The following is a 26,180-nucleotide window of genomic DNA, read 5'->3' as shown; positions in this document are numbered from 1 at the left end:
TAAAATATAGCAATAATGGGCATACCTGTCAAATGACACAATATCAGCTTTTTCCGTCAACATGATTCTTCTTATACTATTCCTAAATTCAAGAATATATACTATAATTAAGTATCAGGAGCGACCATATTATGAAAATGCAAAAAAGTAAATTTTTAATTGCCGCAATCATTTTTGCCGTAACTGCGGTTATGGGTTATTCTCAGGTTAACAAAGACGAGTTGCAAAACCTTCCGCCTGTTGTATTTATTAATTATGAAGGTCCGCATGCTATTTTGGACACAAGAGAGCAAATACGGCAGATTGGCGTGGGTTTGGGACAGCAAATTTCCGACAGCGAAAAAGGTAATGCGGCAAAATTAGCCGGTTTGACTGTCGAACAAAAAAAGACATACTCGTACATTTTTGAAGCCGGAACAAACAACAGGTATTTTGTAATTCACTGCGTATCAGGCGCAGAAGGGAACAAAATCGACTCTGATATTATGGGTCTTGGGGTCGATACAGGCGTAGATCATGTAAGAAACCTGCGCGTTATTATTCAGGGTTACCTGCAAACAGCGTACAATTATTCGGAAAAAGACGCCGCGTTGTTAGCTGAATATATTACCATTTACAACGCCGTATACAGAGGTAATTGGGATTATTTTACAAGTCGATATAAAACTCAAGTTATTAACAATCTTACTAAAGAAAAAGCGGGGCTTTCTCTCCGTTATGACGAATGGCCCGGAAGGACTTTAATGGTTATTCCTTTGGGAATCGGCGGTTTAAGCTCTATTGATACCAGCACCATCACCGACAAAAAAGTCATAGAAGAAATGAGAAAGGAAGACGATCAGGGTATTCCTCAGCGCCGCGATATGGTTAATCTGCAGGAACGCGAAGCTCAGAAAGCGGAACAGCAAGCTAAGACCCAACGCGAAGAAATAAAACAAGAAGAAAAACAAATAGCGCAAGACAGGCAAAAAGTACAGGAAGATCAACAGCAAGGGAAAATCACTGCAGATGACGCAAAAAAAGCTAATGAAGATTTAGATAAAAAACAAGAGGCGGTTGATCAGAAAAAAGAAGAAGCCCAAAAGCTTGAAGATTTTGCCGAGAAGAAATCAGATGAAGCCCAGCAACAGAGACAGGAAATCGCAAAAGATCAGCAGAATGCCATTGCGCAGGATACAAGCGGCGTTTATGGCGTAACAATAGAAAGAACAACTCCGACAACGATGGGTCGCATTGTCCGCCTAAGCATTGCCGACGGAAAAGAAACAAAAAGATCTCCTCTTGATTCAGTCCATGTAAGAACGGTTGCGATTATCGGCGGACGAATTCTTGCCATTGCCGGTGAAAACAAAGGTCAGGGCGCGGTACGCCTTATCGAAATAAATCCTGTCGGTCTTGAAATGGCAAGACAGGGCAATGACGATATTAAATCGGGAAGCCTGTTATGGGTAAACGGAAATGATCTTTACGCGATAATAGTTGATCTTGCAAAAAATCAGTATTACATAGGACGCTTTAACACAAACCTTGAATTACAGGCAAAATCAACCGTTAGGGTACATCCTGAAAGCACTGTAATTGTACAGCAGGGTCGTCTCTTAACTCAGCGCGAAGACGGCTCCGCATTATCGTTAAATGCGGCTGATTTAACCGAAGGCGGCGGTAGCGCAAGCGCAAGCGGCGGCGGCAACAAATAGCCTAATTACCGTAAATGTGTTCAAAGCCGTGGAGAAGATCCACGGCTTTTTCTTTGCAACTTCCGCAGACTGTTCCTATTTTTGTCGCCTGTTGAAGCTGTTCCCAGTTTCTCGCTCCATTATGAAAAGCTTCTTCTATATCCTTATCCGTAATGCCTACGCAATGACAAATAACAACAGTTTCCTCTACAAAAAGTCCGGGACGTCCGGTCTTTGCAAGATAATCGTCTATTGCGGCGCGAAGGGCTTTATCACCTAACACGGAACAGTGTATCTTAAAACTTGGAAGCCCTCCTAGTTTGACTACAAGGTCTTCGGGACGAATCTTATAAGCGTCTTCCAGTTTCATTCCCTTTATTGTCTCGGAGAGCATACTGGTAGAAGCGATGGCGCTTGCGCAACCGTAAGTTTTCCAGCGCACGTCCGTAATAACGTCGTCTTTAATTTTTAAGAGCATAAGCATTTGATCGCCGCATTTTATGTTTCCGGTCTGCCCTTTCGCGTCTGGCGCGAAAACAGCCTCGTCTTCCAAGAGCACATTACGCGGATTTGTAAAATGTTCTTTAACTGTATCCGAGTATAACCAGTCCGACATATTTCCCCTTCTTTTTTAAGTTTCCGCCAATGTTGACATTGCCCTAAGCCGCGCGATAATCGGCGGAAGTACTTCTATTATATAATCAATATCGTCTTCTGTAATACCCCACCCAAGGCTAAAACGGATAGAACCGTGCGCCAATTCAGGACCAACGCCCGTAGCAAGAAGCACATGAGACGGCTCAAGACTCCCGGAAGCGCAGGCTGAGCCTGTAGAAGCCTCAATTCCCTGCATATCCATGGAAAGCAGTATAGACTCCCCCTCCGCGCCGGGAAAAGAAACATTCAGCGTATTTGGAAGCACGTCCGTAGGGTGACCGTTTATTTTTATATTCGGGATTTTTTCCGTAAGTTCCCGACGCAATTTATCGCGCAGTACGGAGAGCTTTTTACCGTATTCATCAACTTCGCCTGCGGCAAGTTCCGCCGCTTTTCCAAAACCGAGGATTCCAATGTTGTTGTAAGTTCCCGCCCTTAAACCGTCTTCCTGATGACCGCCGTGTACAAGCGGAAACAGAGGAGCGCCCTTCCTTACATATAATGCGCCTATTCCTTTTGGACCATAAATTTTATGCGCCGACATTGTAAGATAATCTACTCCAAGTTCTTCCACGTTTATGGGTATTTTTCCAACCGCCTGCACAGCGTCTACATGCATATATGCGCCCGCTTTTTTTACAAGGGCGGTAATTTTTTTAATATCCTGTATAGTGCCAATTTCATTGTTAGCTGTCATTACAGATACAAATAAAGTTTTATCGTTAAGCGTTTTTTCAAGCTCATTTATTTTAAGTTTTCCGTATTCATCAACAGGCAGAATTGTAACTTTATACCCTGAATTTTTTAAAAAAGCAGCTGAATTCATTACGCAAGGGTGCTCAATAGCGGTTGTAATAAATTCATCGCGGTTTTTTGAGGCGGAAGTATCGATTAAATGCCGCATTGTCTGAAAGACAGTATTATTGGACTCCGACCCACCCGACGTAAAAACTATTGTTCCGTCCTTTGCGCCGATAAGGTTTTTTACGGCGGTTCTTGCCTGCTCTACCCTTGCATGAGCCAATCTTCCAGACGCATGCATACTGGAAGCGTTCCCGAATATTTCCAAGTCTTCCGTAATCGCGGCTTTTACTTCCTTTCTTAACGGAGTTGTCGCGTTGTAATCAATGTACACTTTTCTCATTTTTTTTCTTTTAATTCCTTTTTCACTTCATCAAGACGTTTGCTGAGAGTGGCAATTGTCCTCTCAAGTCTTGTTTTTTCTTTTTCCAGCAAAACAACGGGGTCTTCTTCTTTGTTTTTGTTACGCACCTGAACCTTAACACTGTCGGGACTCTTGCCTTTAATAAGCGCGCTCTCGGCGGCTTTTCGCTCATCGCCGTCGCGAATACCAGCAAGGAAGCGCATATTATCGGCTCCGACTTCGGGGGCAAGATCGTACTCGAACATTTTTATCGCCATGTTTGCGGCTGTTCTTGGAATGCGTAACATTCTGTCAACATAGTCCTCGAAGCGCACGCCTATTCCCGTGCAAAGATCATGGGCTTTTAGCAGGTGTTTTCCCATTTCTTTTACAAGCTCTCCGTTGTTTTTTAAGAATTTGTCGCGGATAACATCCGTCAATTTTAATAATTCAGGCGATACGGAAAAAACATCGCTGTAGATTTTTTTCTTTTCCGCCTTTTCAAGCAATGCGTGAAAAATCGCCCAAAACTCGCTGTTATGCGCTCTGGGCGAAAGTGTGCCTCCCCGCGAGCAGGCGTGCAGATGATGAGCGTATTCATGTATTGCCGTATAAAGCAGTAAATTCTGCCCTGCTTCGTCTGGCTGGAAATTACGGTTATGAATTATAATTTCTCTTGTGGCGGGTTTGTAAAGTCCGTTTACTTTTTTGCTTTTCTTTCCAGAATAAATAAGAGAGAACTCTAGCGGCGCGTCTTCGATTGCCAGTAGTTTTTGTTTTACTTTGTCCTGATTCATAAACTACTCTCCTCTATTTTTTCCATTGCAAGCGCCGCCGCTGCCGTGCAAGCTGTTTCTGTACGAAGGGCGCGCGCTCCCATGGATAGCCGTAAAAATCCGGCGCTTTCAAACAAGTCGCGCTCCCTGTCTGACCAGCCTCTTTCCGGACCTATGGCGACTACCATCGGTCTGCTTGTTACGGAAAGGTTAAAGAAAGAGCCTTCCGCCCGCACATTATCAGCCGCAATTAACATAGGGATACGTAAATTATCGGTCTTCTTCCAAGGACTCTCATTCAGCCATGAATCAAGACTGTCAAATACATTGATCGTCGGTATTATGGTATCGCGCGCCTGCGCCGCTCCTTCCACAAGCGCGGCGTGCGCACCGCCGTCTATTAATAATTTTGTATCGCGGTAACTTTTTTCTCCCATATCGGAGCCTACAAGATCAATCGCGGACACTCCTATACAGGAAAGATCCCTGAAAATACGGCGAAGTTGTATCGGGCGCACAAAGGAGACAGCCATTCTTAACCGCAGACGCTCAGGCGGCGGCTCTGAGGCTTGGACTGTAACAAAAACAGAACCGTCAAAATTGACTTTTTCGATTCTGCCAGTCCCTTTCAGCCCGCCGAGTATACCGGCTTCAAATTCATCGCCTGCTTTTTTATGTAAAACCTTCAAGAGATGAATTGTCCGCTCGTCCCTTCTGGGAAGACTATGACCCAATTCATGCTCTTCAAATAATATAATATTCACAACTAGAGTATATCAAATAATTTAAAAAAATGAGATACCCCGCGGCTTGCCTCTGCAGGGGTATTATTGGTTAGGGTACTAATTCTATGCTTGTTATTTCACAAGTATACCCCTTAGTAGTAGTACCGATTACAAATGTTAGCTCTAATTCTCCAGAATAATTAGATGCTGTACCTAAAGTAATATTCACTGGTACATCTTTAAAAGATTCGTTCAAACCAGAGTTGCTTACGGTTCCAAGCGCAGTACCAGTATTACCAATTTCTACCGTCAGCGATTTATTATTGTAATCAGTGGTATCTCCTCCTGCAGGAGTACCCACTCCCCGTATATTTATTTTAATACTGGAATAATTGGAAAGATTTTTTGTTCCCAAATTGAAAGGTAATGTAAACTTCATGGTTCCATAATTAGTAGCGGTTTTTACAACTTTTAGAACTTGTCCAATTATTTCCACAGTGCCTGTTGCGCCGCTAATTGTCGGGTATCCTGTAGGTATGGTATCAACTGCAAAGTCATAACTCGTCCCAGTTCCTCCACCAGCAGGACTTTCCTTTACCGTTATAACAAGGTTTTGGGCTGTTCCCGCGCTGAATGTAAAGACAAGCGTTGTTGTGCCAACAGCTTGTGTTGCCAAATATTCTTTCTTAATTGTTACCGTATTATTGCTTACTGTATAATTAGTACCGCTTGTAAGTGTTGCTCCACCATTACTGATGTCTGTAAATGTATTCCCATTAAGCGACATGGTTACATTAATATCTGCTTGCAAGTCAGATCTTTTATCGAATGTCGCAGTTGTCGGATTAATACTTGAATTGGACGTATCAACAACCGTGATAACAAGGTTTTGGGTTGACCCGGCGCTGAATATGAATGTTAGCGTTGTTGTGCCAACAGCTTGTGTTGCCAAGTATTCTTTCTTAATAGTTACCGCATTGTCGTTTACAGTATAATTAGTACCGCTTGTAAGTGTTGTTGCGCCGTTTTTGATGTTTGTCAAAGTATTGCCGTTAAGCGTCATGGTTACGGCAATGTCTGCTTGCAGACTGGTCTTTTTATCGAATGTTGCGGTTGTCGGGCTAATACTTGAACTTGGAATTGGCGTAGTATTGGCAGAGAGATACGCCTTAAAGTTGCCGCTTACATGTAACAAACCAAGCATATACAAACATCCGTCATAGTAACGGTATTGCCCTGATGTCATTGGCATATCCCAGAAATTTTCTATAAATTTCCATGCGTTCTCATTTGTCGCCGCAAGGGACGCGACCGCATTACAGGCAACCAGCCCCGGCGAATGATCTCCCGCGTTATTTGCGCTAAGTAGCGTCCCGCTTAATGTCCACAGGCTTCCATAGGAACTGACTCCTTTGCCGGCAAAGAACGCCTGAATCCTGTCGGCAAACGTCTTTTGCCATAAATCTGCCGCCCACCATGCGTAGTCCATACCAATATTCATTGCAATCCGCCATGCGTCATATCGGAAATCACCATGCTCCCCGCTTCTGGGCGTTCCGTTAAAATTGGCATAATCGGGTCCAAGTCCTGTTGTTGCGTTTGTTGCTGTTGGGAAGAAAGTCCGGCTTGTACTCACCGCCTGTTTATAAAAATCAATGTCAGTTTTTAATTCTGCCAAAGTTTTCCATGTATTAGTAGTATCGTATAGTTGATTATGATTCCAGTCATTTTCCAATTCTAACGCCCAAACTTCATAAAACGCAGGTAAATGATAAGAAGGATCTGTAAACAGATCTCCGCCATAGGGGGTAAAGTAGGTCATATAGTTTGTTTTGTTAAACAATGGCGGTTCACCATAAGGATCAGGCGGCGCTGTACGATGCAACATATCATAGAGAACCTGTCTTGCCCATTTCCCGTAATTAAAATCGCCTGTTCCGTCTCCCCAGCGAGCGGACGCGAACAACAGCGCGGTTACAAAATAAAATTCGCCGTCAGGGGCGGGGTTAACATCTTTTTTACTGCCGTCTGTACCGCATTGCCATGCAAAATAACCACGTCCATTTTTTCCGCCATTTGTTGTGTTATACATATTTGTTTTTGCCCATTTCCAAAGGCGGTCGAACTCAGTTTTTTTGTCCAGTTGCACACACATCATCATGCCGTATGACATTCCTTCGGAACGCACATCGTTGTTACCCGAATCCAGAATGTATGCCATGTCAGAAGCCACTTCATAATAGACTTTCTCAGTAGCGGAACCATAAAACAATTTATTCCATGTGGTGTTTACCTTTGCGGTTACTTCCGCATCTGTTTTTCCCCACTCTTTAAACATATTGCGGTAATTTCCTGATGACACGGCTCCGATTGCAGGCGGATTAGGCGGCGGCAGTATTATAATTGGTGGCGGATTAAAATCGTCTTTCATCAGGAAGGTAAGATCGTCTAACAAATAATCCGCGCCATTTTGAATGTTAATCCCAATAGCGATATAAATATCACCTTTTAAATCCCTGATTGCCGCGCCCGGATTGCTGATGGTTAGCGTGTAAGAAGTCCATTTGTTTCTATGGTTGTCGCCGATAGTTTCTGCCGGCGTGCTTCCCAGCAGTTTGTCCGCAAATTGAGGGTATGAGCTGTCCGCCGGGTTTCCAAAACCGTATTGCAGGAAAGCCGAAGGATTCTTCGCGACGTAAACCATTATTGATTGATCGGTTAAATTGGCGCTGCTTAACAGGTTAAATCTGAATGAGAAAGATTTGTAGTTTTGCAGTTCAGTGGGCAGATTAACCGGAACGATAGCAGCCTGATTATAGGTAGTGCTGGTAATTTGCAGAGATTTTTGCCCTGAATGGAGCGGGTCGGCAGCTACTTTTACAGTTGGCGCTGAACCTGCCTTGGTGGAGTCATACGTTTGTCCTATCACGTCAGCCTCAAAATCAATGATCGTAGATCTGGATATATCCACGGTCTTTGGTATGACATTCAGGGTGTACATGGCTATGGCTTGTTCATAAGTCGCGTCAGCCGCCTTTGTCGCGGTGATTTCTGTTGTTCCAATATAAAGTATGGTTACTTCTCCACTGTTGTTCACTGTCGCTACATTTGTATCGCTTGAGGAATATGTTATCGCTCCTGTGCCTGATCCTGTATTTGTAATTGCTTTAGTGAACGGAGGATCGCCGTATTCTTTGGTTACATTACCGTTATCTGCAAATGCTATGGTATTAAGTATCTTATCCGAGTGTGCAAATACCGCATTAATAGTGATAGTGCTTTCAGTTGCGTCTTCATTTGCTATTGTATATTTTTTTGTACCACTGCCGTAACTGTCCACCGTAGCGATAGCCATTCTTGTGCCGGAGAAAACAAGCCGATTGTGAAGTTTGTCATTGGCAACGGTATAATTGATCGTTATTTCATCTCCGACATTACCTGATGTGGGTGTCGCATTAACATTGTCGGTTCCAACATTACCAGACATCACAATACTGATTGTGATAGGAGAAGCAGATTGATTGTTGGGATTGTTAATGATTGGGCTATTTATATCATTTTTATCCGGCAGAATATCATTAACAAAGGGATTACTGCAAGCTGTCAACAGCGCCATTATTACAAGCGTTATAACAGTACACTTTTTCATCATCTTCTCCCAAACAAATAAAATTATTACTGCCGCAACGCGGCTATATCAAAACTAAATCCAGCCAAAAAACCCAATCCCCATAGAAAAGGATACCCCATCCTGACCGAAGGTTCTATATACCAATTCTTATTCACATTGTAACGCCAACCAAAAGCCAGACCTCCCAAAAACGCTGGATAACTCTCGCCGTCTTCAAAAAAGAACGACATACCCAACTCCGCCTGTGTAAAAAGCCCGCTGATTTTTAATGGAACATAATATCGAAAGAAAACCGCAGGTTCCATTGTTGTTACTGTATCCATATTTGAACTTAAAGCAATTCTAAGCCCAAGACTAAATTGATTATCCAAATCCACGCCGCCAGACAAACTTCCGCCAAAAGCCGCGCCTTCGCGGGTATTAGCGTTGCCTTCAACACCCAAACCGGCAAACTCGCCGGATAAAGCTGAAAGACTGCCGACCGTAAACAGAAAGCAGATAAACAAACAAAAGCTGTTTTTGGTATTATTATGTTTTGTATAAAACAAAATATAAGGTAGAGTAAAAATATTCCTTAATATATGAAGAAATATCATTAATGAACTATAAAACTTATTATAATATTTGTCAAACAATTTTTATAAATAAATAATGACAATTTTACCATTTACGTCATAAATACCGCATATTGACAAAACATTAATAACCGTTAATAAATTAAAAATGACTGAATTTAGCGCAAAAAAAATAAAAACAGCATTACAAACCGCTAAAATCTTTTTATTGGCTTTTACTGTATTATCCTGCGCGACAAGCTCCGGCGCGTACAAAGAAATTGACCATTCTGTTGACCAATCTAATTATTCAACAGCAGTCGATACAATTGTAAAAAAACAGGATAGCAAGAAAGTTCTCTACTCGCAAAAAAACGCTATTATGCTCTTTTTGGATAAAGGCTTGCTTGAGCATTACGCGGGTAACTACTCCGCTTCTTCAGCTGATTTACAAAACGCGGAACGATTAATCGAAGAAGCGTACACAAAAAGTATATCCGAAGGTTTTTTATCCTACATTACCAACGACAATATAAAAGAATATCCCGGCGAGGATTTTGAAAATATCTATTTAAATGTTTTTAACGCGCTGAATTATTACAGCAGAAACGACATAGAAGGCGCATTAGTGGAAATAAGAAAATTAAGCAATTCAAGCGGAAAACTGGAAATGCTTGCGCGAAAATACGAATATAGAGATCCAAAAACAGGAGCCAGTTTAAACGACACGGTAAAAAAAGAAACAGGGGTAGGCAGTCTTCCCGAAGTAAAGTCTGTAAATTTTTCCAATTCCGCGCTTGCCCGTTACCTGGGCGCTCTTTTTTATCAGGCTGACGGAAACGAGGACTCATCACGCATTGAATTTGACCAAATTTACAGGGCTTATTCAACTAACAGAAATATTTACAACGGCGCGGTTCCCAACGCGGTAGAGCAAGCGCGCGATATTCCAGACGGAATGGCAAGGCTTAACATAATAAGTTTTACTGGATTGTCTCCGATAAAAGAGCAAAAACTTATCATTCATTACCTTCCGTTTCAACACCCTATATTACAAATTGCCGCGTTTAAACTTCCGGTAATGGTAAAAAGACCAAGTATAATAAACAGAATAGAGGTAGAAGTAGACGGCGATAAAAAATTCGATCTTGAATTACTTGAAGATATGGGTTCCGTTATCGAAGAAACTTTTAAAGCCCATTATTCCAATATTTTATTAAAGACATATATACGCACCATTATAAAATATGTAGTTGCCGATATAGCGGCTATGGAAGCGGTAAGAAAGGACGACGCTTTAGCTGGATTAGCAATAGCCGCAGGCGCAAGGGCGGCAATGGACGCTTCGGAACAAGCCGATATAAGAATGTCCCGCTATCTGCCGGACAAGGCATATATCGGCGGCATCAATCTTGACCCTGGAACATATTCTGTTATAATAAAGTATTGTAATGGTAATAAAGTAATTTACAATGAAAATTTTACAGATGTAACTGTAAAAATCGACGGATTAAATTTAATACAGTCCGTTAAATTAAGATAGGAGAGATAAATATGAAAAAAATTGCTGTCGTATTGAGTGTTGTTCTTTTATTGTCCGCGTGCGAAACAACAAAAGTAAAACGCGTGGAGTCGGGAACACAAAAAGAGTTAAGCGGCTATTGGAACGCCGTCGATGTAAAAATTGTTTGTGAAACTTTGGTTAATGACTGCCTTTCCAGCGCAAGAGTCAATCAGGAAATCAAGGCAAGAGGAAACAAAAAACCGGTTGTTATCGTAGGCAAATTTAAAAATGCCAGCGACGAGCATATCGACACGGAAATTATTACTTCCATTATGGAAAACGTAATTTTTAACAGCGGCAAACTTGACTTTGTCGCAGGCGGAGATACAAGAGCCGATCTTCGCGCGGAAAAACAGGAGCAGCAAGGGAACGCAAGCGAAGCTACAGCTGCGGCTCTTGGCAAAGAAATAGGCGCTGATTTTATGATGACAGGCTCTGTAAGAACGATAGTAGACAGAGATGGAAACCGCAGCGTTAGGACATATTTTGTTACCGCAGAACTTACCAATATCGAAACCAACGCGAGAATGTGGATAGGTCAGGACAATTCTATTACAAAAGAAGTTACAAGACCAAAGAATAAACTTTAAGTCTTTAACTCAAAAAAAGAATCATTCCCCGCATAATAAGCTACGGTTTGATTTTTATTAAGACCGATTTTTTCACGAACTACATTAGAAATAAGAGCGCGGGCTTTGTACCGCGCTGTTTTTAAAACCAGATTTCTTGCGTGTACAGCCGGACTTCCGCTTACTGTAAATCCGCTTTCAGGCGACCATGAAAAAGTACAGTCGCCTGAGTCTACGCCAAACTGCCAAGTAATTTTTTTGTCCCTTAATAATTGTCTTACAAGAGCGCAGGCTTTATCCGCAGGGTGATACGATTTGGCGATTGCCTTTCCGTCTTCCGTCCACTTGTAAGCGGCTAACTTTGGCTGAAGATCAAGCGGAGAGCCGTAACAGGCGAGTATTGTATCGCCCTCAAAGCCCGCGATAACGGCTCCCGCGTTAAAAAGGACTCTTCTAGCCGTTGCGTAAAATATTCTTTTTAATTTTGCCGTTTCTTTTGTCGTCTCTACTTCCTCTTTTTCAAAAAGATTGGGATCTTTAATTGCGATAACCGCCGCATAAGAAACATTAACTTCAGAAAGTCCAGGTCTTCCTAAAAAAATAAGTTTTTGTAAAACATCTTTTGAAACAGCAGTCCTATATGCAGAGCGAAAAGCCCGCGCCCTGTAATTAAGATAGGCATATTTACAAAAAAACATAAAAAGAACGGCGGCAAAAGACGAACAAAAAACTATTAACGGATCCATCCAGTAAGAATAAATAATAAAAACTCCGCTATATAAACCTGTGGACACTATGCTTAAAAACAATCCGACAATTAAAAGAGCGATAGGACGCATCATAAAAATAATTACTAAAATGATAAAAACAACGGCAATTGACAAAAGTATCACATAACGTGGAAGAACAGGCTTTATATGGCTGCCTGTAATCAACGCATTTGCAAGCATAGCGGAATATTTAGCGTTTGGCTCATTACCCATTATGCAAAGGGACAAACCAAGCTCTTGTTTTAATTTTGATTGGCTTACGGATAATTCCCCGTATGTTCCACGCATCAATGCAAACAAGTTCATTAATTTATTTTTTGTATCAATTAATTTGTCAAGTTCCGCTTTTCTTGATGAATCTGTATCAGCGATTAAATCTTCATACCTGCCAATAAAACTTGTTTCATTAAAGTTATCAAAAAAATCGTTCAAGCTCTTAAAATAATTTGTACGAGCGGTTAACCATGCGGCGCGGTTTTCTTTGTTAGGTGTTTTTATTAAATCTTCAAGAAGAGTTTTAGCGTATTCGCCAAGGAACAGCGGAATTGATTCGGGTAAAATATCAGCGAAAACTTTTAATTCATTTGCCTGCGCTAGAAGGTCTAGCATAACGTTATCCGCTGTTTCATATTTGCGAAAAAGTTCTATATTAACGCGGCGAAAATTACAGTTCCACGGAGTAATAATATTGCCGTCGTTATCCAGCGTTATATCTAAATCTTTTCCGTCATGTCCGCGCAGCCATAAAATAAATTTTTTATCCGTTGTTTCTATATGTGAAACCGCGTAACGGTTTTTTAAGTTGACATACAAGGGATACTCGGCAGACCCGTCAATCTCGACAGGTTTTACCCGTCTTAATTTTCCGTCTTTATCCAACTGAGGCTTTGAGTACGCATCAAGATAATTGCCAAAGACGGCGACGGATCGAACTAAATCCTCGTCCCTATCAATTAAAATTCTAATAAGCCGCTCTTTACCCTGCTGTGCAGATTCTACTACCTGCTCTACAAAAAGCGGGGCTTTCTGCGGCGTAACAAAACCCATGCGAATACCTTCAAACAGGTTGCGAATATTAGAGTCTATTTTTTCGTATTCATCGACAAAAGATCTGCGAATATCGGCTTCCGTCAATGTTATTGGTGTTGCGGAAGGAGAAAGTCTGCCCGCCAAGACTAAATTGGCGGCTTCCATCTCTGTTAAAGTTACCAAGACAGTAAAAAAGTCGCCACCTTCTATGAATTCATCGGTTTCGATGATTAAAATTTCGTTGGAGACAACGGGTTTTTTGTATTTTAAAAGAAAATCATAATGCGTACCTAGTTTTGGACCAGAAAACAAGAAATCAAGCAGAAAAATCAGCCCCACGGCGAGGGCAAGACTGCCAAGAAACATAAATATAGAAGTTTTTAATGAAACACGCGCAGGCATATTTAAATTTATACATATTATGATAATATATCAAGTATTAAACAGGAGAAGATTATGGCAAAGGGTTTTTTGGATGAAAATTTTTTACTTGAGACTGAGACGGCGTGCAGTTTGTACAGGGCGGCTAAGGACGAGCCTGTCTTTGATTACCATTGTCATCTTATTCCGTCTCAGATAGCGGAAAACAGGAAGATGAGCGACCTTGCCGACGCTTGGCTTTCAGGCGACCATTATAAATGGCGAATGATGCGCGCCATGGGGATTGATGAAGAATTTATTACAGGCGGCGCTTCAGGTTACGAAAAATATCTTGCGTGGGCGCGTACTGTGGAAAATTTAATAGGAAACCCGCTATACCATTGGACTCATCTGGAATTACAGCGTTACTTTGATATTCACGAACCTCTTACTGAAAAAAGCGCTCCTGCAATCTGGGAAAAGGCGAACGCTCTACTTCAAACTCCGCAACTCTCTGTAAAAGGCATTTTTGAAAAAATGAATATTTACGCAGTAGGCACAACGGACGATCCTGTAGATTCGCTTGAACATCATCGCGCTATTACCGAAGGTTCAGCCTCTATTGGAAAAATCAATACAAAAGTAATACCCACTTTCCGCCCCGATAAAGCTCTTGATATTAACGATCTCCATTTTATCGAATACATTGAATCATTGTCTCGCGCAAGCGGGGTAAATATTAAAACTCCCGATGACGTTCTTGCCGCTCTTAATAATCGTTTAGATTTTTTTGTTTCTATGGGTTGCAAGGCTTCCGATCACGCGCTTGAATATCCGCCTTATGTTGAAACTTCATTTAAAGATGTTGAAAAAACTTTTAAAAAAGTCATGGCTGGAAAAAATGTGTCTATCGAAGAAGCGGACGCCTACAAAACATTGATGCTCGCTTCTTTGAGCAACCTTTACGCCGCCAAAAATATTGTAATGCAATTACATCTTTCCTGTATTCGCAATGTAAACACAAGACAATTAGTAAAATTGGGAATAAATACAGGCTTTGACGCCGTTCATGACGAAGCGTTATGCGAAAACCTTAGCGCCCTTCTTGACTTAATGAGTCTTGGCGGTGAAAACGCTAACGGTCTTCCAAAAACAATTCTCTATTCGCTAAACCCAAAAGACTACTACCCTATCGCTACAATCATGGGCGGGTTTCAGGACTCAAGCTGTATCGGGAAAATGCAGTTGGGCTCTGCGTGGTGGTTCTGCGACAACAGGGACGGCATGGAAGAACAAATGTGCGTCCTTGCCAATTTGGGAATGTTACCCGCCTTTGTTGGAATGTTGACAGACTCAAGAAGTTTCCTCTCTTATCCTCGCCATGAATACTTTCGCCGCATTATGTGCAACTTAATCGGCAACTGGGTTGAAAACGGGGAGTACCCTAATGACTCTCAAAAACTGGAACAAATTGTGCGCGATATTTCATTTGGAAACGCAAAAAGGTACTTTGGTTAACTTACCGCTGTATTCTTGCCGAGCCGCCCTTGGCAAAGGCTTCTACCTGTTCAAGGCTGAACATCGAAGTGTCCCCGGGTGTGGTAGTTACAAGCGCGCCGTGCGCCCAACCAAGCCTTAAAGATTCTTCAGGCGATTTACCCGACAAAAGTCCGTAGAACAGACCCGCCGCAAAACCGTCTCCACCGCCTACGCGGTCATATACGTCAAGCTCTGCCGCAGGAGCTTGGTAAGTTTTGCCGTCAAGCCACAATACCGCGCTCCATGAATGGCGGTTAGTGGAATGAACTTCGCGTAACGTAGTCGCCACAGCTTTTATATTTGGAAAGTCTTTTGTTACGCTTTCCATCATGCCAAAAAAAGCTGAAGGGTCAAGCTGTCCTTTTGATTCAACGTCCTGTCCTTTAAGCCCAAGTCCTTTTTGCAAATCTTCCTCGTTGCCTACAAGCACGTCAACATAGCTCGCGATTTTGCGTAATGTTTTTGCCGCGCCTTCGCTTGCCTGCGCCGCGCTAAGCCCTTGCTCTGCGGCGGCTACAGCCCACAATTTCGCGCGGTAATTTAAATCGAATGACACAACCGCTCCTGCTTTTTTTGCAGCCTGCATTGCCTCTATTACCAATTCGCTTGTAGTAGGCGAAAGCGCGCTGAAAATTCCGCCTGAATGAAACCAGCGAACGCCCTTTTTAAAAATAGCGTCCCAATCAAAACTTCCCGGCTTTAACTGCTGGGCGGCTTCATTGGAACGGTTGTAAAAAACCACGGGCGCGCGCACTCCCTGCCCTCGGTCGCTCCAAACGATAGCCATATTTGGACCGCGCACACCGTCATGTTCAAAACGTTTGTAGTATGGGGTAACTCCCGCTTTTTGTACGGCGTACTCAATTCTGCGCCCGATTGGATAATTTACCATCGCGCTTGCGATAGCGGTTTTCATGCCGAAACAGGTAGACAAATTTGTCGCCACATTGTACTCGCCGCCTGAAACATGCAAAAGATATTCATTTGCCTCCGCAAAAGGAATAATTCCGGGATCAAGCCTTGTTACTAAAGCGCCAAGCGCCAATAAATCATGCGCCATTCCATTGGCGGCAGGAATCGATAATGACGACATATTTGTACCTCTCTTTTTGTTTACTTTATCATATTTTAGAAAAAATTCAATTCCCCGGTAATAAAAGAGCGCGGTTTTGTCTCACCTTCGGGCGTTATCAAAAGTTCGCCTATGTCCGTGATACCGATAAGGATTCCTTTGACTTCTTTGCCTGAACCTGCAACTCCTTCTATAAACAAAACTTGTTCGTTCTTTTTGTAAAGTTTTTGTTCAAGACGCGCTTTCCAGTTATTTGCCGCGCTCAATTCGCTATATAGGCGCGATAAAATATTTTCCAATAACGTATAACGCTCATCTTGCGAAATATCTCTTTCCGCGGCAAGAGCGATACTTACGGCTTTTTCTTTAAGGTGGGAAGGAAACTCTTTTTGCGCCGCGTTTATACCAATTCCAAGATGAACGTTTCCGCCGTCCGCTTCGCAGAGAATTCCAACCGCTTTTTTATAACCTTCGCCGCGCGCTGACTTAATCAGTATATCGTTAGGCCATTTAACCAAACATAAGCCTCGCAAACTAGGCGCAAAGTCTTCTATGGCAAGACAGACGGCAAGTCCCGCCCTTAACGTAAGAGCGGACGGTATATCCTCTATGCCGGGAAACTTCAGCAAAATAGTAAAAGACAGATTTTCCCCGCGTTCCATTTCCCAACGGCGATCCTGTTTGCGCCCGCGCCCCGCTTCCTGAAAATCCGCCAAAATGACAGTACCATTCGGCGCGCCGTGCGGACAGTTCTCCTGCGCCAATTTACGCGAAATATCCATAGTGCTGGAAACAGTTTCTTCGTAATAAACAGGCGCGTTAAAAGGATTGCTGATTTTCAAACTTGTCATTTTTTCTCCTGAAACTCTGGAAACAATTTATTCTCTATGCTATTATACCCACATGAACATGGTGTGTCTTGATCTTGAAGGAGTCCTTGTCCCCGAAATTTGGATTGCTTTTTCCGAAGCGACAGGCATCGGCGAATTACGCAGAACGACAAGGGACGAACCCGATTACAACAAATTGATGAACTTCCGCATAGATCTGCTTAAAAAAAACAATTTAAAACTCCCAGATATTCAAAAAGTTATTTCAGGCATGAACCCTTTACCGGGAGCGATTGATTTTACCAACGCCTTGCGCGAAAAAACCCAACTTATAATTTTGTCTGACACCTTTGAACAATTCGCAAAGCCCCTCATGGCAAAGTTGTCATACCCTACCCTATTTTGTAACTCGCTAGAAGTTGACAAAGACGGAACTGTTACAGGTTTTCATTTACGCCAACAAAACGGCAAAAAAGAAGCCGTAAAAGCGATGAAGTCGATAAACATGCGCATCTTCGCGGCAGGCGACTCATTTAACGACCTTGCGATGATCCGAGAAGCCGATGGCGGTTGTCTCTTCCGTGCACCGGAACAAATCCGTAAGGACTGTTCCGATCTTAAATGTGTGGACACCTTTGATGACTTGCTTGTACAGATAAATAATTTTTTGAATTAGTCTATTAATTTCCTAAGAGTGTGATCATTGTGTCGCCAGTCCTTGCCTGTCTTTACACGCAGATCAAGATCGATCTTCCAGTCAAATATTTTTTTAAATTCTTTTAGAGAGGCAAGGCGGATTGCTTTGATCATATCGCCGCCCTTGCCGACTACCATTCCTTTTTGCGATTCACGCTCTACGATAATAAACGCCCTTACCCAAAGTTTTTCATCTTTAAATTCCATGTCGGCAATATCAACGTAGAGCGAATGAGGCAACTCTTGGCGCAGACGGTTGATTGCCTGTTCTCGGATAATTTCCGCTATGCGAAAACCCGTGTCCTGATCCGTGTAGTATTCATCGCCGTATAGGGGCTGTCCTTCGGGGGCAAGAGCGAATAAGGCGCGAAGAAGCTCGTCTATCCCAGAACCTGTTTCGGCGGAAACGGCAAAAATACGCTCACTTGCAAGGGACGGCATACGCGCGGTGATAAATTCTTTTGCGCGGTTAAAGTCCGCGCCGTTAGAGTCCATCTTGTTCACGGCGATTATTGTTTTTTCAGCTAATGGGGCAAGAAGCGCGGCGATTTCTTCTTCTTCCACCCCGGGAGCGCGAACGGCATCCAACACATACAGAACAAGTTCGCTCTCCGTTAAAGCGCGGGTGGAAACTTCCATTAGCTTTTTATTCATTTTCTTTTCGCTTGAGTGCCGCCCTGGAGTATCAACAAAAATGAGCTGCCCTTCCTCGCGGTTTACTATTCCACGGATAGCGTTCCGTGTTGTCTGCGGCACAGAGCTTACGATAGCTACTTTTTTGCCGCACATTTTGTTAAGGAGAGTGGATTTTCCTACACTGGGACGTCCAATAATCGCTGTAAAAGCGCAACGGACACATTTTTTAATGTCGCTTTCCGGCATTATTTAACAACCATTATTTTTCTGATTTCGTCAATATCTGGACCAACAACGCGAACAAAGTACATACCTCGCGCTACCGCCCTTCCTCCGTTGTTGGAACCGTCCCATGTGTCAACATGAGCGCCTGAATCGCGGCTTTCATTTCTCCTGATAGACTTAACCAATGTTCCGTCCAGCGTGTAAATTTGAATTGTTACTTTGCCTGCGCGCGGAAGATCATAACGTATAATAGCGGTTTCTTTATTATCCGAGTTGATTACATTGTTTAGAATGGTAACGCCGCCGCGCTGATAGCGTATACCTTGAATATTAAACCCGAACGGACGGACAAGTGTGTACCAGTTACTAGGAATTGTATTCGGTGGCGCGTCAAGCCGCGCGACAAACATATCGGAAGTGTTTGACAGACGGAAAATAAATTCAAATTTTGCTCCGCTGTTTGCAAGATCGTTAGCGGATATATCATAATTAAACAACGGCGAAACATTAGTAACAAGCGCTGTTTTAATTCCACCCGACATTGGAACATAATAATATAACGGATTTGTCAGTACATCGGGCAACCATAACCCGCCGGTTTTTTTGGCGTCGCTTGCTTCTTTTGGATTTCGCATATTAGCCGGAATATCAGCTGTTGTCCAGAAAAGTTGCGGGGTTATCGTCAAATTGTTATTTATACGCGCCTGTAACTCTATACCGCTTTTTTCGATAGATTCCTTTTCAATATATTTAGAGCCGTCAAATTCAGTAATACTGTTGTTGTCGTCAGACGGTTTTGCAAACGTCGGCAACACAAAATAATTATTGGAAGACAATGAAACCAACACATCTGTGACACGGCGCGTTACGGCGCTAATACTTGGCGTAACAGAAGCGCCCTGATTACTGGCAAGTTTTGACATCATATCAACAGTAAGTAATTTGTTTGGCGGAGTAAAAACATTAGCAAAAGGTATAGTACCATTTGCGCCTTGCGCATTACTGGTATTGTTAGTTACTTTTGCATATGCTGTATACCCCCAGTTTAAAGGATATTTGGGCGGAAAGTTAGGATCAACTTCTGCCCAATTTGGTTCTTGCTCGGTATCAACTACATTACTCATTTGGAAATAACCATTACCGGCAGTTGATGCGGTGTCATTATAAATATTAGGTAATTGCGCAAGAACATTTACTGTATAAGAGGCAGAATGACTAAAAAGATACCCAAGATTTGTCGAGGGTGCAGCGCTTACAGTAACAGCACCAACTCCAAATGAAACAGAAGTCCCAGTAAAAGAAGCCAATGGTTCAGACATTTGCGCATAAGTTTCCGAACGCATCGGAAGAGTAAGGGTATATGTTATACGCGGCGGAATGGTGTCAATGGTGGGATTTTTACCTGCCGGCAAATTGGCAACTAATTCAGGCAATGACCCTTTATAATTAAGCGATGTGTTACTCTCAATTTTCCAATCAGGACGATTACCGCCGTCAAATTCAGATTTCTCTGTAAGGTAAATATAAAAGGAATCATTATCAAAAGAATTATTAACCATCTCAATCTTTTCAACGGCATATCCTTGTACGCTTACAATGAGACCACCAAAAAACCCGTCTAATTCTTTATTGGTCTGTACTCTTATCCTGTCTAACTTGCCGTCGCCGTTTGAATCTTCGGTAAAGCTGTAGAGTATCTTGCCGACTACAACAACAGGAGGAAGATGTTGATGCCAACGGTAGCCTGTTGCATGAAGATTATCAGGATCAGTGTCTTTATCACCGTCTACAACGCCATTAGGATTCGTCCATATATCATTACTAGATAAATTCAAACAAAGTTGTCCCCACTGGGCTCCTGTCTTTCTACCCGGAATAATTGAATTAGGCGTTGTTGTTGTTACAACAAACGTATTAGCTTCAATATAAATCGCCGCGGTTTCGCCTTCATTTCCCGCGTATGATGAATTTATCGATATCGCATTAACTGACACAATGCCGCTTGGGGCTTTAGCTATAAGCTGATTAGCGCTTGTGCTACCGCTAATAATTATATTTGCCGCTAATAGTTTTATTACGCCCGTGGAAGTTAATGTACTATTAAATTCAATATTACCGCTTTGTGAAGTAATTGTCCGAGTTCCCGTACCGCCAAGCGTTACCGCTCCTGTGTAAGTTTGCGCTCCTGTTGTGGTAATATCTGCGTTTATGTTGCTTGTTCCGGTTACATTGACTGATGTCGCGCTTAAAGCGGCGTTTGCAAGAGTGAAATTATTGTTAATCGTTAAAGCGCCGATACTTCCGCCGCCGTTTAATGAGCCGTTTCCCGTTATCGTTAACGCATGAGTAGCTCCGGTAATCGCTCCAAGCGTTACGGGTGTACCAGTTAATTCAACATTTCCGCCAAGCGTTGTAGCTCCAAGCGTTAGGGTTGTTCCTGTTAATGTCCGAGTTCCAGAGCCACCAAGCGTTACCGCTCCATAAGTTTGCGCTCCTGTTGTGGTAATATCTGTGGTTATTATGGAGCTTGTTCCGGTAACAGTATTTGCCGTAACTGATACCGCGTTTAAAACGCCGCCTGCAAGATTGAAATTACCGCTAACTGTTAAAGTGCCGATTCCGTCTCCGCCGCCGTTTAATGTGCCGTTTCCTGTTACCGTTAATGCATTTCCACCACCAGTAATCGTACCAATATTTACAGTTGTTCCGGTTAATGTTCGTGTTGCGCCCGTACCGTCAAGAGTTACCGCCCCATATATTTGATTTCCGGTGGTGTTAATGTTCGAACCGATAATCGTACCCGTACTTGTTACACCAATGCTATTTGCGAATATTGCGCCAGATAATGTAACTTCATTCGCGCTGTCTAAGGTAATAATGCCTAGTCTATTGGTTGAATTTCCAACCGCTCCTGTAATATTTATTTCTCCTGGTAATGATGTAAGGGTTAGGTTTTCATTGTTTGTTGCGCTAATGCTAGTAAGTGTAATATTTGCGGCTTTAATACTACTGCCTGTGCCGGAATTTGTTTCAAGCGTTATCCCTTCAGTTAATTCAAAGTCATCAATAACTGTTATATTAGTATCAAAAAGGTGTATGCCACCACTACCCGCCTCAAGGGTAATTTTTTCAAATGAATTTGTTCCGCTAATTTTAATAGATCCCAATCCACTGGTTTTAAATACCAAGGAATTATCATTATTATTAGCATCGTTTATGTAGATATGATGATCATCATCGAGAATAAAGGTAGTTTGAACGCTGCTTGCCGTAATATGTTCATAAGGGTCTGTAAGTCCGGATGGTACTGCTCCATAAACCAGATCCAGCCCTGTTAAATTAATAAATCCATGCTGATGCCAGCGGGCACCGGGGACAGTACCAAGATTATTAGGATTATCTTCAGGACCGTCAACAACACTATCAGGAGGACTTATATCGTCCCAATGATGATTTAATACCAAACACAGTTGTCCGCCTGTTCCTCCGGGTTTAATAGAATCTTGCGTTGCTGTTGTAACAGCAAATGTGTTAGCTTCAATAAAAATCGCCGCATTTATGCCGTTATTTCCGGTATTTGTTGAATCTATTTCTATCTTATCAACTGATACAGTGCCGCTTGAGGCTTTTGCAATCAACTGATATGCCTTTAATAAACCGCTAACGGTAATATTTCCTTTTGGGGCTAACAGTTCAATTATATTTTGTGAATTTAAAGTCTTTGAAAATGAAATATCGCCGTCATTTGAAATTATTGTTCGTTTGGAACCGCTTAATGTTACCGCCTTTGTGTAAGTTTGATCTCCGGAAGTTGTAATATTTCCGGATATATTGCTTGTTCCGGTAACAGTATTTGCCGCAACTGATGCCGCATTTAAAGTGCCACCCGTAAGATTAAAATTATCGCTAACTGATAAAGCGGCGATACCGGTTCCGCCATTATTGAAAACGCCATCTCCGTCTATTGTTAATGCGTGATTAGCTCCAGTAATCATACCAAGAGTTACTACTGTACCATTTAATGTTACTGCGCCGCCAAGCGTTACCGCTCCATAAGTTTGCGTTCCGCTAGTTGTCGTAATATTTCCGGCTATGGTGCTTATTCCGGTAACAGTATTTGCCGCAACTGATGCCGCGCTTAAAGTACCGCTTACCAGATTAAAGTTTTCGCTAACTGTTAAAGCGCCAATGTTTGTTCCGCCATTATTGAAAACGCCGTTCCCTGTTATCGTTAATGCGTTAGTAGCTCCGGTAATATTTCCCATTGTTACGGTTGTTCCAGCTAATGTGACAGCATCGTCAAGTATTACCGCTCCTGCGTAATTTTGCGTTCCGCCTGTTGTCATAATATTTCCGGCTATGGTGCTTGTTCCGGTAGTAGCAGTTGCCGCAACTGATACCGCGCTTAAATTACCACTTACCAGATTAAAATCTCCAATAACTGTTAAAGCACCAATATCGATTCCGCCATTATTAAAAACACCATTTCCGTTTATTGTTAATGCGTGATTAGCTCCAGTAATCGCACCAAGAGTTATGGTTGTACCGGCAGGTGAAGTTAATATTAGAGTTCCTGAACCGCCAAGCGTTACCGCCCCATAAGCTTGCGTTCCGCTTGTTGTCGTAATATTGCCGTTTATAATGCTTGTTCCGGTAACAGTATTTGCCGCAACTGATGCCGCGCTTAAAGTGCCGCTTGCCAGATTAAAGTCTCCGCTAACTGATAAAGCGCCGATACCTGTTCCACCGCCATTTAGCACGCCGTTTCCAGTTATTATTAATGCGTGAGTAGCTCCGGTAATTGTTCCAAGAGTTACAGTTGTACCGATAAATTCAACATTTCCACCAAGTGTTACCGTACTTGAATAAGTTTGCGTTCCACCAGTTGTGTCAATGTTCGCGCCAATGGTCGTAGTTGTACTTGTTACAGCAATGCTGTTCGCGTTTATCACGCCGGATAATGTAACATTACCCGCGCTTTCTACGGTAATATCGCCAAGTTTATTGGTTGAAGTTCCAACCGCTCCATTAACAGTAATGCTTCCTGTTTTTGATGTAAGAGCTAAGTTTTTTTGGTCGGCGGTGGTAATACTGTTAAGCGTAATATTGGCAGCTGTAATACTGCTTCCTGTACCGGAAGGTGAATTAGACGCAAGCGTTATTCCTGTACCGGCACTTAAAACAAAGCCACCTGTTACCTTTATATCAGCATCAGCAAGTATAACGCCGCCGCTTCCGGCTGTAAGAGCAATATTTTTAAAATCATTCGTTCCAAAGAATTCAATGGAGCCTGTAGCGGTTGTTGCAAATGTTAAATCTGAAGTGTTTTTGGCATTGTATATTTCAATTTTTGTAGCGGGAGCAGTAAGGGGAAATGATGTTTTCTTGCTAGTGTCGTAAACAATTTCATAAAAGTCCGGATCTAGATTTAACGCCAGAAGCACATCCCTGTTTCCATAAGCCAGATTCTTTGATAAATCAATATAATGTTGATGCCAGCGGTAGCCTGTTAGTGAAAGACTATCAGGCTCAGGATCTTCAGGTCCGTCAACAACACTAGTAAGAGACGGATACAAATCCAGATCCGCCCATTTTTTATTTAATACCAAACAAAGTTGTCCCCATTTTACCCCTTTGTCTCCGGGAACAATGGAACCTGGCGCCGCTAATAATACATTAAAATCATCCGCCTCTATATAAATTGCCGCGTCTTCGTCTTCATTTCCGGTGCTCGTTGTTTCAATTGAACCTGTAGCGGTAACAATTACTTCACCGGTAGTTATCAATTTAAGCTTATACGCAGTTATATTATCGCTAACTGTTATATCATTTTTGGAATTAATGGAAATCGTCCCTGTTGACACCATTGGTACTGTCATCAGTCCAAGAGTTAATAAATTGTTATTATTTGTATATTCAATGCTTGCAGGGGCTGTTCCTGTTGTTTCGATAGTTGATACTTCATTCGCCAATTTTAACACATAGCTTCCCGGTCCTGAAAGCGTTAAAGTTCCTGTCGTTATCGTACCCGTCTGGGTTACCGCCCCTGTCGCATCTATGGAAATACTACCGGTTGTAGCCGTTTGGAGAGAACCAAGAGACAAGTCCTCTGTTTGTGTAATTGAAATAATTCCGCTCGCGCCTGAGCTTGTTAAAGTTCTTGCCCCGTTAAAAGTTACATTTCCATTATATGTTTGATTTCCAGTTGTAGTAATATTTCCGGCTATGTTGCTTGTTCCCGTTGGTACATTAACCGACGCCGCGCTTAAAGTCCCGCTTGCCAGGGTGAAATCTCCGTTCACCAATAAAGCGTCAATTCCGCCGCCGTTTAATGTGCCGTTCCCGTTTATTGTTAATGCGTGAATAGCTCCGGTAATCGTGCCAAGCGTTACAATACCGTTAGTTGAAGTTAATGCTCTAGTCCCGCCAAGCGTTACCGCTCCTGTATATGTTTGAGTTCCCGTAGTTGTAATATCCGCATTAATAGTTGAAGTCCCTGATACTGACAAGGTGTTAATCCCACTTCCGCCGTTTAATACGCCGTCTCCTGTTATTGCTAATGAGTTTCCGCCACCGGCAATATTCCCAAGCGTTACGGTTGTTCCGTCTAACGTGACATCTCCACCAATCGTTACCGTTTTCGATCCTGTTGCTGATACTGATAAAGCGCCAATATTGCTTCCACTGCCATTCAGCACGCTGTCCCCGGTTATTGTTAATGAGCGTGAATTCCCTGTAATCGCTCCAAGCGTTACGGTTGTTCCGTCTAACGTGACATTTCCGCCAAGTGTTACCGCCCCATAAGTTTGCGTTCCGCCTGTTGTAGTAATAGTTCCGGCTATGGTGCTTGTTCCTGTTACACTAACGGACGCCGCATTTAAAGCGCCGCTTGCCAAAGAGAAATTTCCGTTTACTGTTAAAGCGCCAATTACGCTTCCACCGTTCAATGTGCCGTCTCCAGTTATTGTTAATGGATTTCCGTCCCCGCTAATTGTTCCAAGCGTTTTGATTGTTCCGTTTAATGCTCTAGCCCCTGAATAAGTTACATTGCCTGTATACGTTTGATTTCCCGAAGTTGTAACATTTCCATTTATACTGCTTGTTCCTGTAACACTTATTGACGTCGCTGTTAACGAGCCACCGGTAAGAGTAAAATTTCCGCCGACTGTTATATCGCCTACGCCGGTTCTTGTCCCGTTCGTTATTACCAAATTAGTAAAATTTGTTAGCTCGGCAAAGTCTGTGCCGCCAGCATTGTAAGTTACCGTTCCGCCAACAGTAGAGGGCGTTGTTTTAAACGTTACGGCTTGACTTCCGCTTCCGGCAAGAATTAAATTGCCGCTATTTTGAAGCGTATCTAAAGTAAGATTTGACGTGCCCATATCAAGGCTTGCGCCTGTCTGTATTGTCAAAACATCACATTCAAGTTCTGTACCACCACTAAAAACAGGAGCATTTGTTGTTTGTGGAATAATTATTGTATACGATGGATTTCCGTTTCCAGGGGAAGCCCCTCCAGTCCAGTTACCCGAATCGTTCCAAGCAGAAGAATTAGCGCCGCCTGTCCATGTATAAGTCTGCCCCCATACGACGCTTGCGAGAATTAAGAATAAAATAAAAACTGCGGCTTTTTTCATCGATATTTTGGGATTCCCAATTTAAATATATTAAAATTATCGGTCATTTTCTCTACCTTCTATATTATAGCACAATATAACGAAAAATTC

The 26,180-nt window shown here is 42.5% G+C and carries 16 protein-coding genes; 5 read left to right on the top strand and 11 right to left on the bottom strand.

Translation table 11 applies throughout. The features are described 5' to 3' along the window. Window positions 1-131 precede the first annotated feature (131 nt). On the top strand, window positions 132-1,697 hold the full coding sequence (locus ACYVTD_RS01000; protein ID WP_461245913.1) for a P83/100 family protein: 1,566 nt from the start codon (window positions 132-134) through the stop codon (window positions 1,695-1,697). A gap of 1 nt (window position 1,698) precedes the next feature. Here the strand turns inward: ACYVTD_RS01000 and ACYVTD_RS00995 are convergent, their stop codons facing one another. The 6 genes from ACYVTD_RS00995 to ACYVTD_RS00970 all read right to left on the bottom strand — a co-directional run bounded on the left by ACYVTD_RS00995 (window position 1,699) and on the right by ACYVTD_RS00970 (window position 9,115). After that, window positions 1,699-2,292 carry an iron-sulfur cluster assembly scaffold protein gene (locus tag ACYVTD_RS00995; protein ID WP_461245912.1) on the bottom strand — a complete coding sequence of 198 codons (594 nt, stop codon included), beginning with the start codon at window positions 2,290-2,292 and terminating at the stop codon, window positions 1,699-1,701. Window positions 2,293-2,307: 15 nt separating this feature from the next. Continuing rightward, window positions 2,308-3,477, bottom strand: coding sequence for a cysteine desulfurase family protein (locus ACYVTD_RS00990; protein WP_461245911.1), 1,170 nt, complete (start codon window positions 3,475-3,477; stop codon window positions 2,308-2,310). Beyond that, complete coding sequence (locus tag ACYVTD_RS00985) at window positions 3,474-4,274, bottom strand: hypothetical protein (RefSeq protein ID WP_461245910.1); 801 nt, start codon at window positions 4,272-4,274, stop codon at window positions 3,474-3,476. The genes ACYVTD_RS00990 and ACYVTD_RS00985 overlap by 4 nt, the downstream gene beginning before the upstream one ends. Then, window positions 4,271-5,017: an RsmE family RNA methyltransferase gene (locus ACYVTD_RS00980; RefSeq protein ID WP_461245909.1), complete on the bottom strand. Its 747-nt coding sequence runs from the start codon at window positions 5,015-5,017 to the stop codon at window positions 4,271-4,273. The genes ACYVTD_RS00985 and ACYVTD_RS00980 overlap by 4 nt, the downstream gene beginning before the upstream one ends. Window positions 5,018-5,087: 70 nt before the next feature. Further along, window positions 5,088-8,627: a glycosyl hydrolase family 8 gene (locus ACYVTD_RS00975; protein WP_461245908.1), complete on the bottom strand. Its 3,540-nt coding sequence runs from the start codon at window positions 8,625-8,627 to the stop codon at window positions 5,088-5,090. Window positions 8,628-8,653: 26 nt separating this feature from the next. Continuing rightward, window positions 8,654-9,115 carry a hypothetical protein gene (locus ACYVTD_RS00970; protein WP_461245907.1) on the bottom strand — a complete coding sequence of 154 codons (462 nt, stop codon included), beginning with the start codon at window positions 9,113-9,115 and terminating at the stop codon, window positions 8,654-8,656. A 217-nt stretch (window positions 9,116-9,332) separates the two neighbouring features. Between ACYVTD_RS00970 and ACYVTD_RS00965 the strand changes: the two genes are divergently transcribed. Next, window positions 9,333-10,706, top strand: a complete 1,374-nt coding sequence (locus ACYVTD_RS00965; RefSeq protein WP_461245906.1) for a COG3014 family protein — start codon at window positions 9,333-9,335, stop codon at window positions 10,704-10,706. Between the two features lie 11 nt (window positions 10,707-10,717). Then, a complete protein-coding gene (locus ACYVTD_RS00960; protein ID WP_461245905.1) occupies window positions 10,718-11,317 on the top strand; it encodes a penicillin-binding protein activator LpoB in 600 nt (199 codons plus the stop codon). On the opposite strand, the gene ACYVTD_RS00955 is transcribed toward ACYVTD_RS00960, so the two are convergent. Further along, window positions 11,314-13,497 (bottom strand): hypothetical protein, encoded by a 2,184-nt coding sequence (locus ACYVTD_RS00955; RefSeq protein WP_461245904.1) that lies wholly within the window; start codon window positions 13,495-13,497, stop codon window positions 11,314-11,316. The two genes, ACYVTD_RS00960 and ACYVTD_RS00955, sit on opposite strands and share 4 nt — an antisense overlap. A gap of 54 nt (window positions 13,498-13,551) precedes the next feature. Between ACYVTD_RS00955 and uxaC the strand changes: the two genes are divergently transcribed. Continuing rightward, window positions 13,552-14,973 carry a glucuronate isomerase gene (gene uxaC, locus ACYVTD_RS00950; RefSeq protein ID WP_461245903.1) on the top strand — a complete coding sequence of 474 codons (1,422 nt, stop codon included), beginning with the start codon at window positions 13,552-13,554 and terminating at the stop codon, window positions 14,971-14,973. A 1-nt stretch (window position 14,974) separates the two neighbouring features. On the opposite strand, the gene ACYVTD_RS00945 is transcribed toward uxaC, so the two are convergent. Continuing rightward, complete coding sequence (locus ACYVTD_RS00945; RefSeq protein ID WP_461245902.1) at window positions 14,975-16,087, bottom strand: PfkB family carbohydrate kinase; 1,113 nt, start codon at window positions 16,085-16,087, stop codon at window positions 14,975-14,977. Between the two features lie 35 nt (window positions 16,088-16,122). Then, entirely contained in the window at window positions 16,123-16,917 is a 795-nt protein-coding gene (locus ACYVTD_RS00940) for a biotin--[acetyl-CoA-carboxylase] ligase (RefSeq protein ID WP_461245901.1), read from the bottom strand. 52 nt (window positions 16,918-16,969) lie between these two features. On the opposite strand from ACYVTD_RS00940, the gene thrH reads away from it, so the two are divergent. After that, complete coding sequence (thrH, locus tag ACYVTD_RS00935; RefSeq protein ID WP_461245934.1) at window positions 16,970-17,572, top strand: bifunctional phosphoserine phosphatase/homoserine phosphotransferase ThrH; 603 nt, start codon at window positions 16,970-16,972, stop codon at window positions 17,570-17,572. Here thrH and era read toward each other — a convergent pair. Together era and ACYVTD_RS00925 are read right to left on the bottom strand one after the other, a co-directional pair. After that, entirely contained in the window at window positions 17,569-18,474 is a 906-nt protein-coding gene (gene era / locus ACYVTD_RS00930) for a GTPase Era (protein WP_461245900.1), read from the bottom strand. The genes thrH and era overlap by 4 nt on opposite strands. Then, window positions 18,474-26,090 carry a hypothetical protein gene (locus ACYVTD_RS00925; RefSeq protein WP_461245899.1) on the bottom strand — a complete coding sequence of 2,539 codons (7,617 nt, stop codon included), beginning with the start codon at window positions 26,088-26,090 and terminating at the stop codon, window positions 18,474-18,476. The genes era and ACYVTD_RS00925 overlap by 1 nt, the downstream gene beginning before the upstream one ends. Window positions 26,091-26,180: the final 90 nt, after the last annotated feature.

It is taken from the genome of Treponema sp. R6D11, assembly GCF_054786075.1.
Note: the sequence above shows the minus strand (reverse complement) of the source record. Positions and strands in the feature narration are given on the sequence as shown.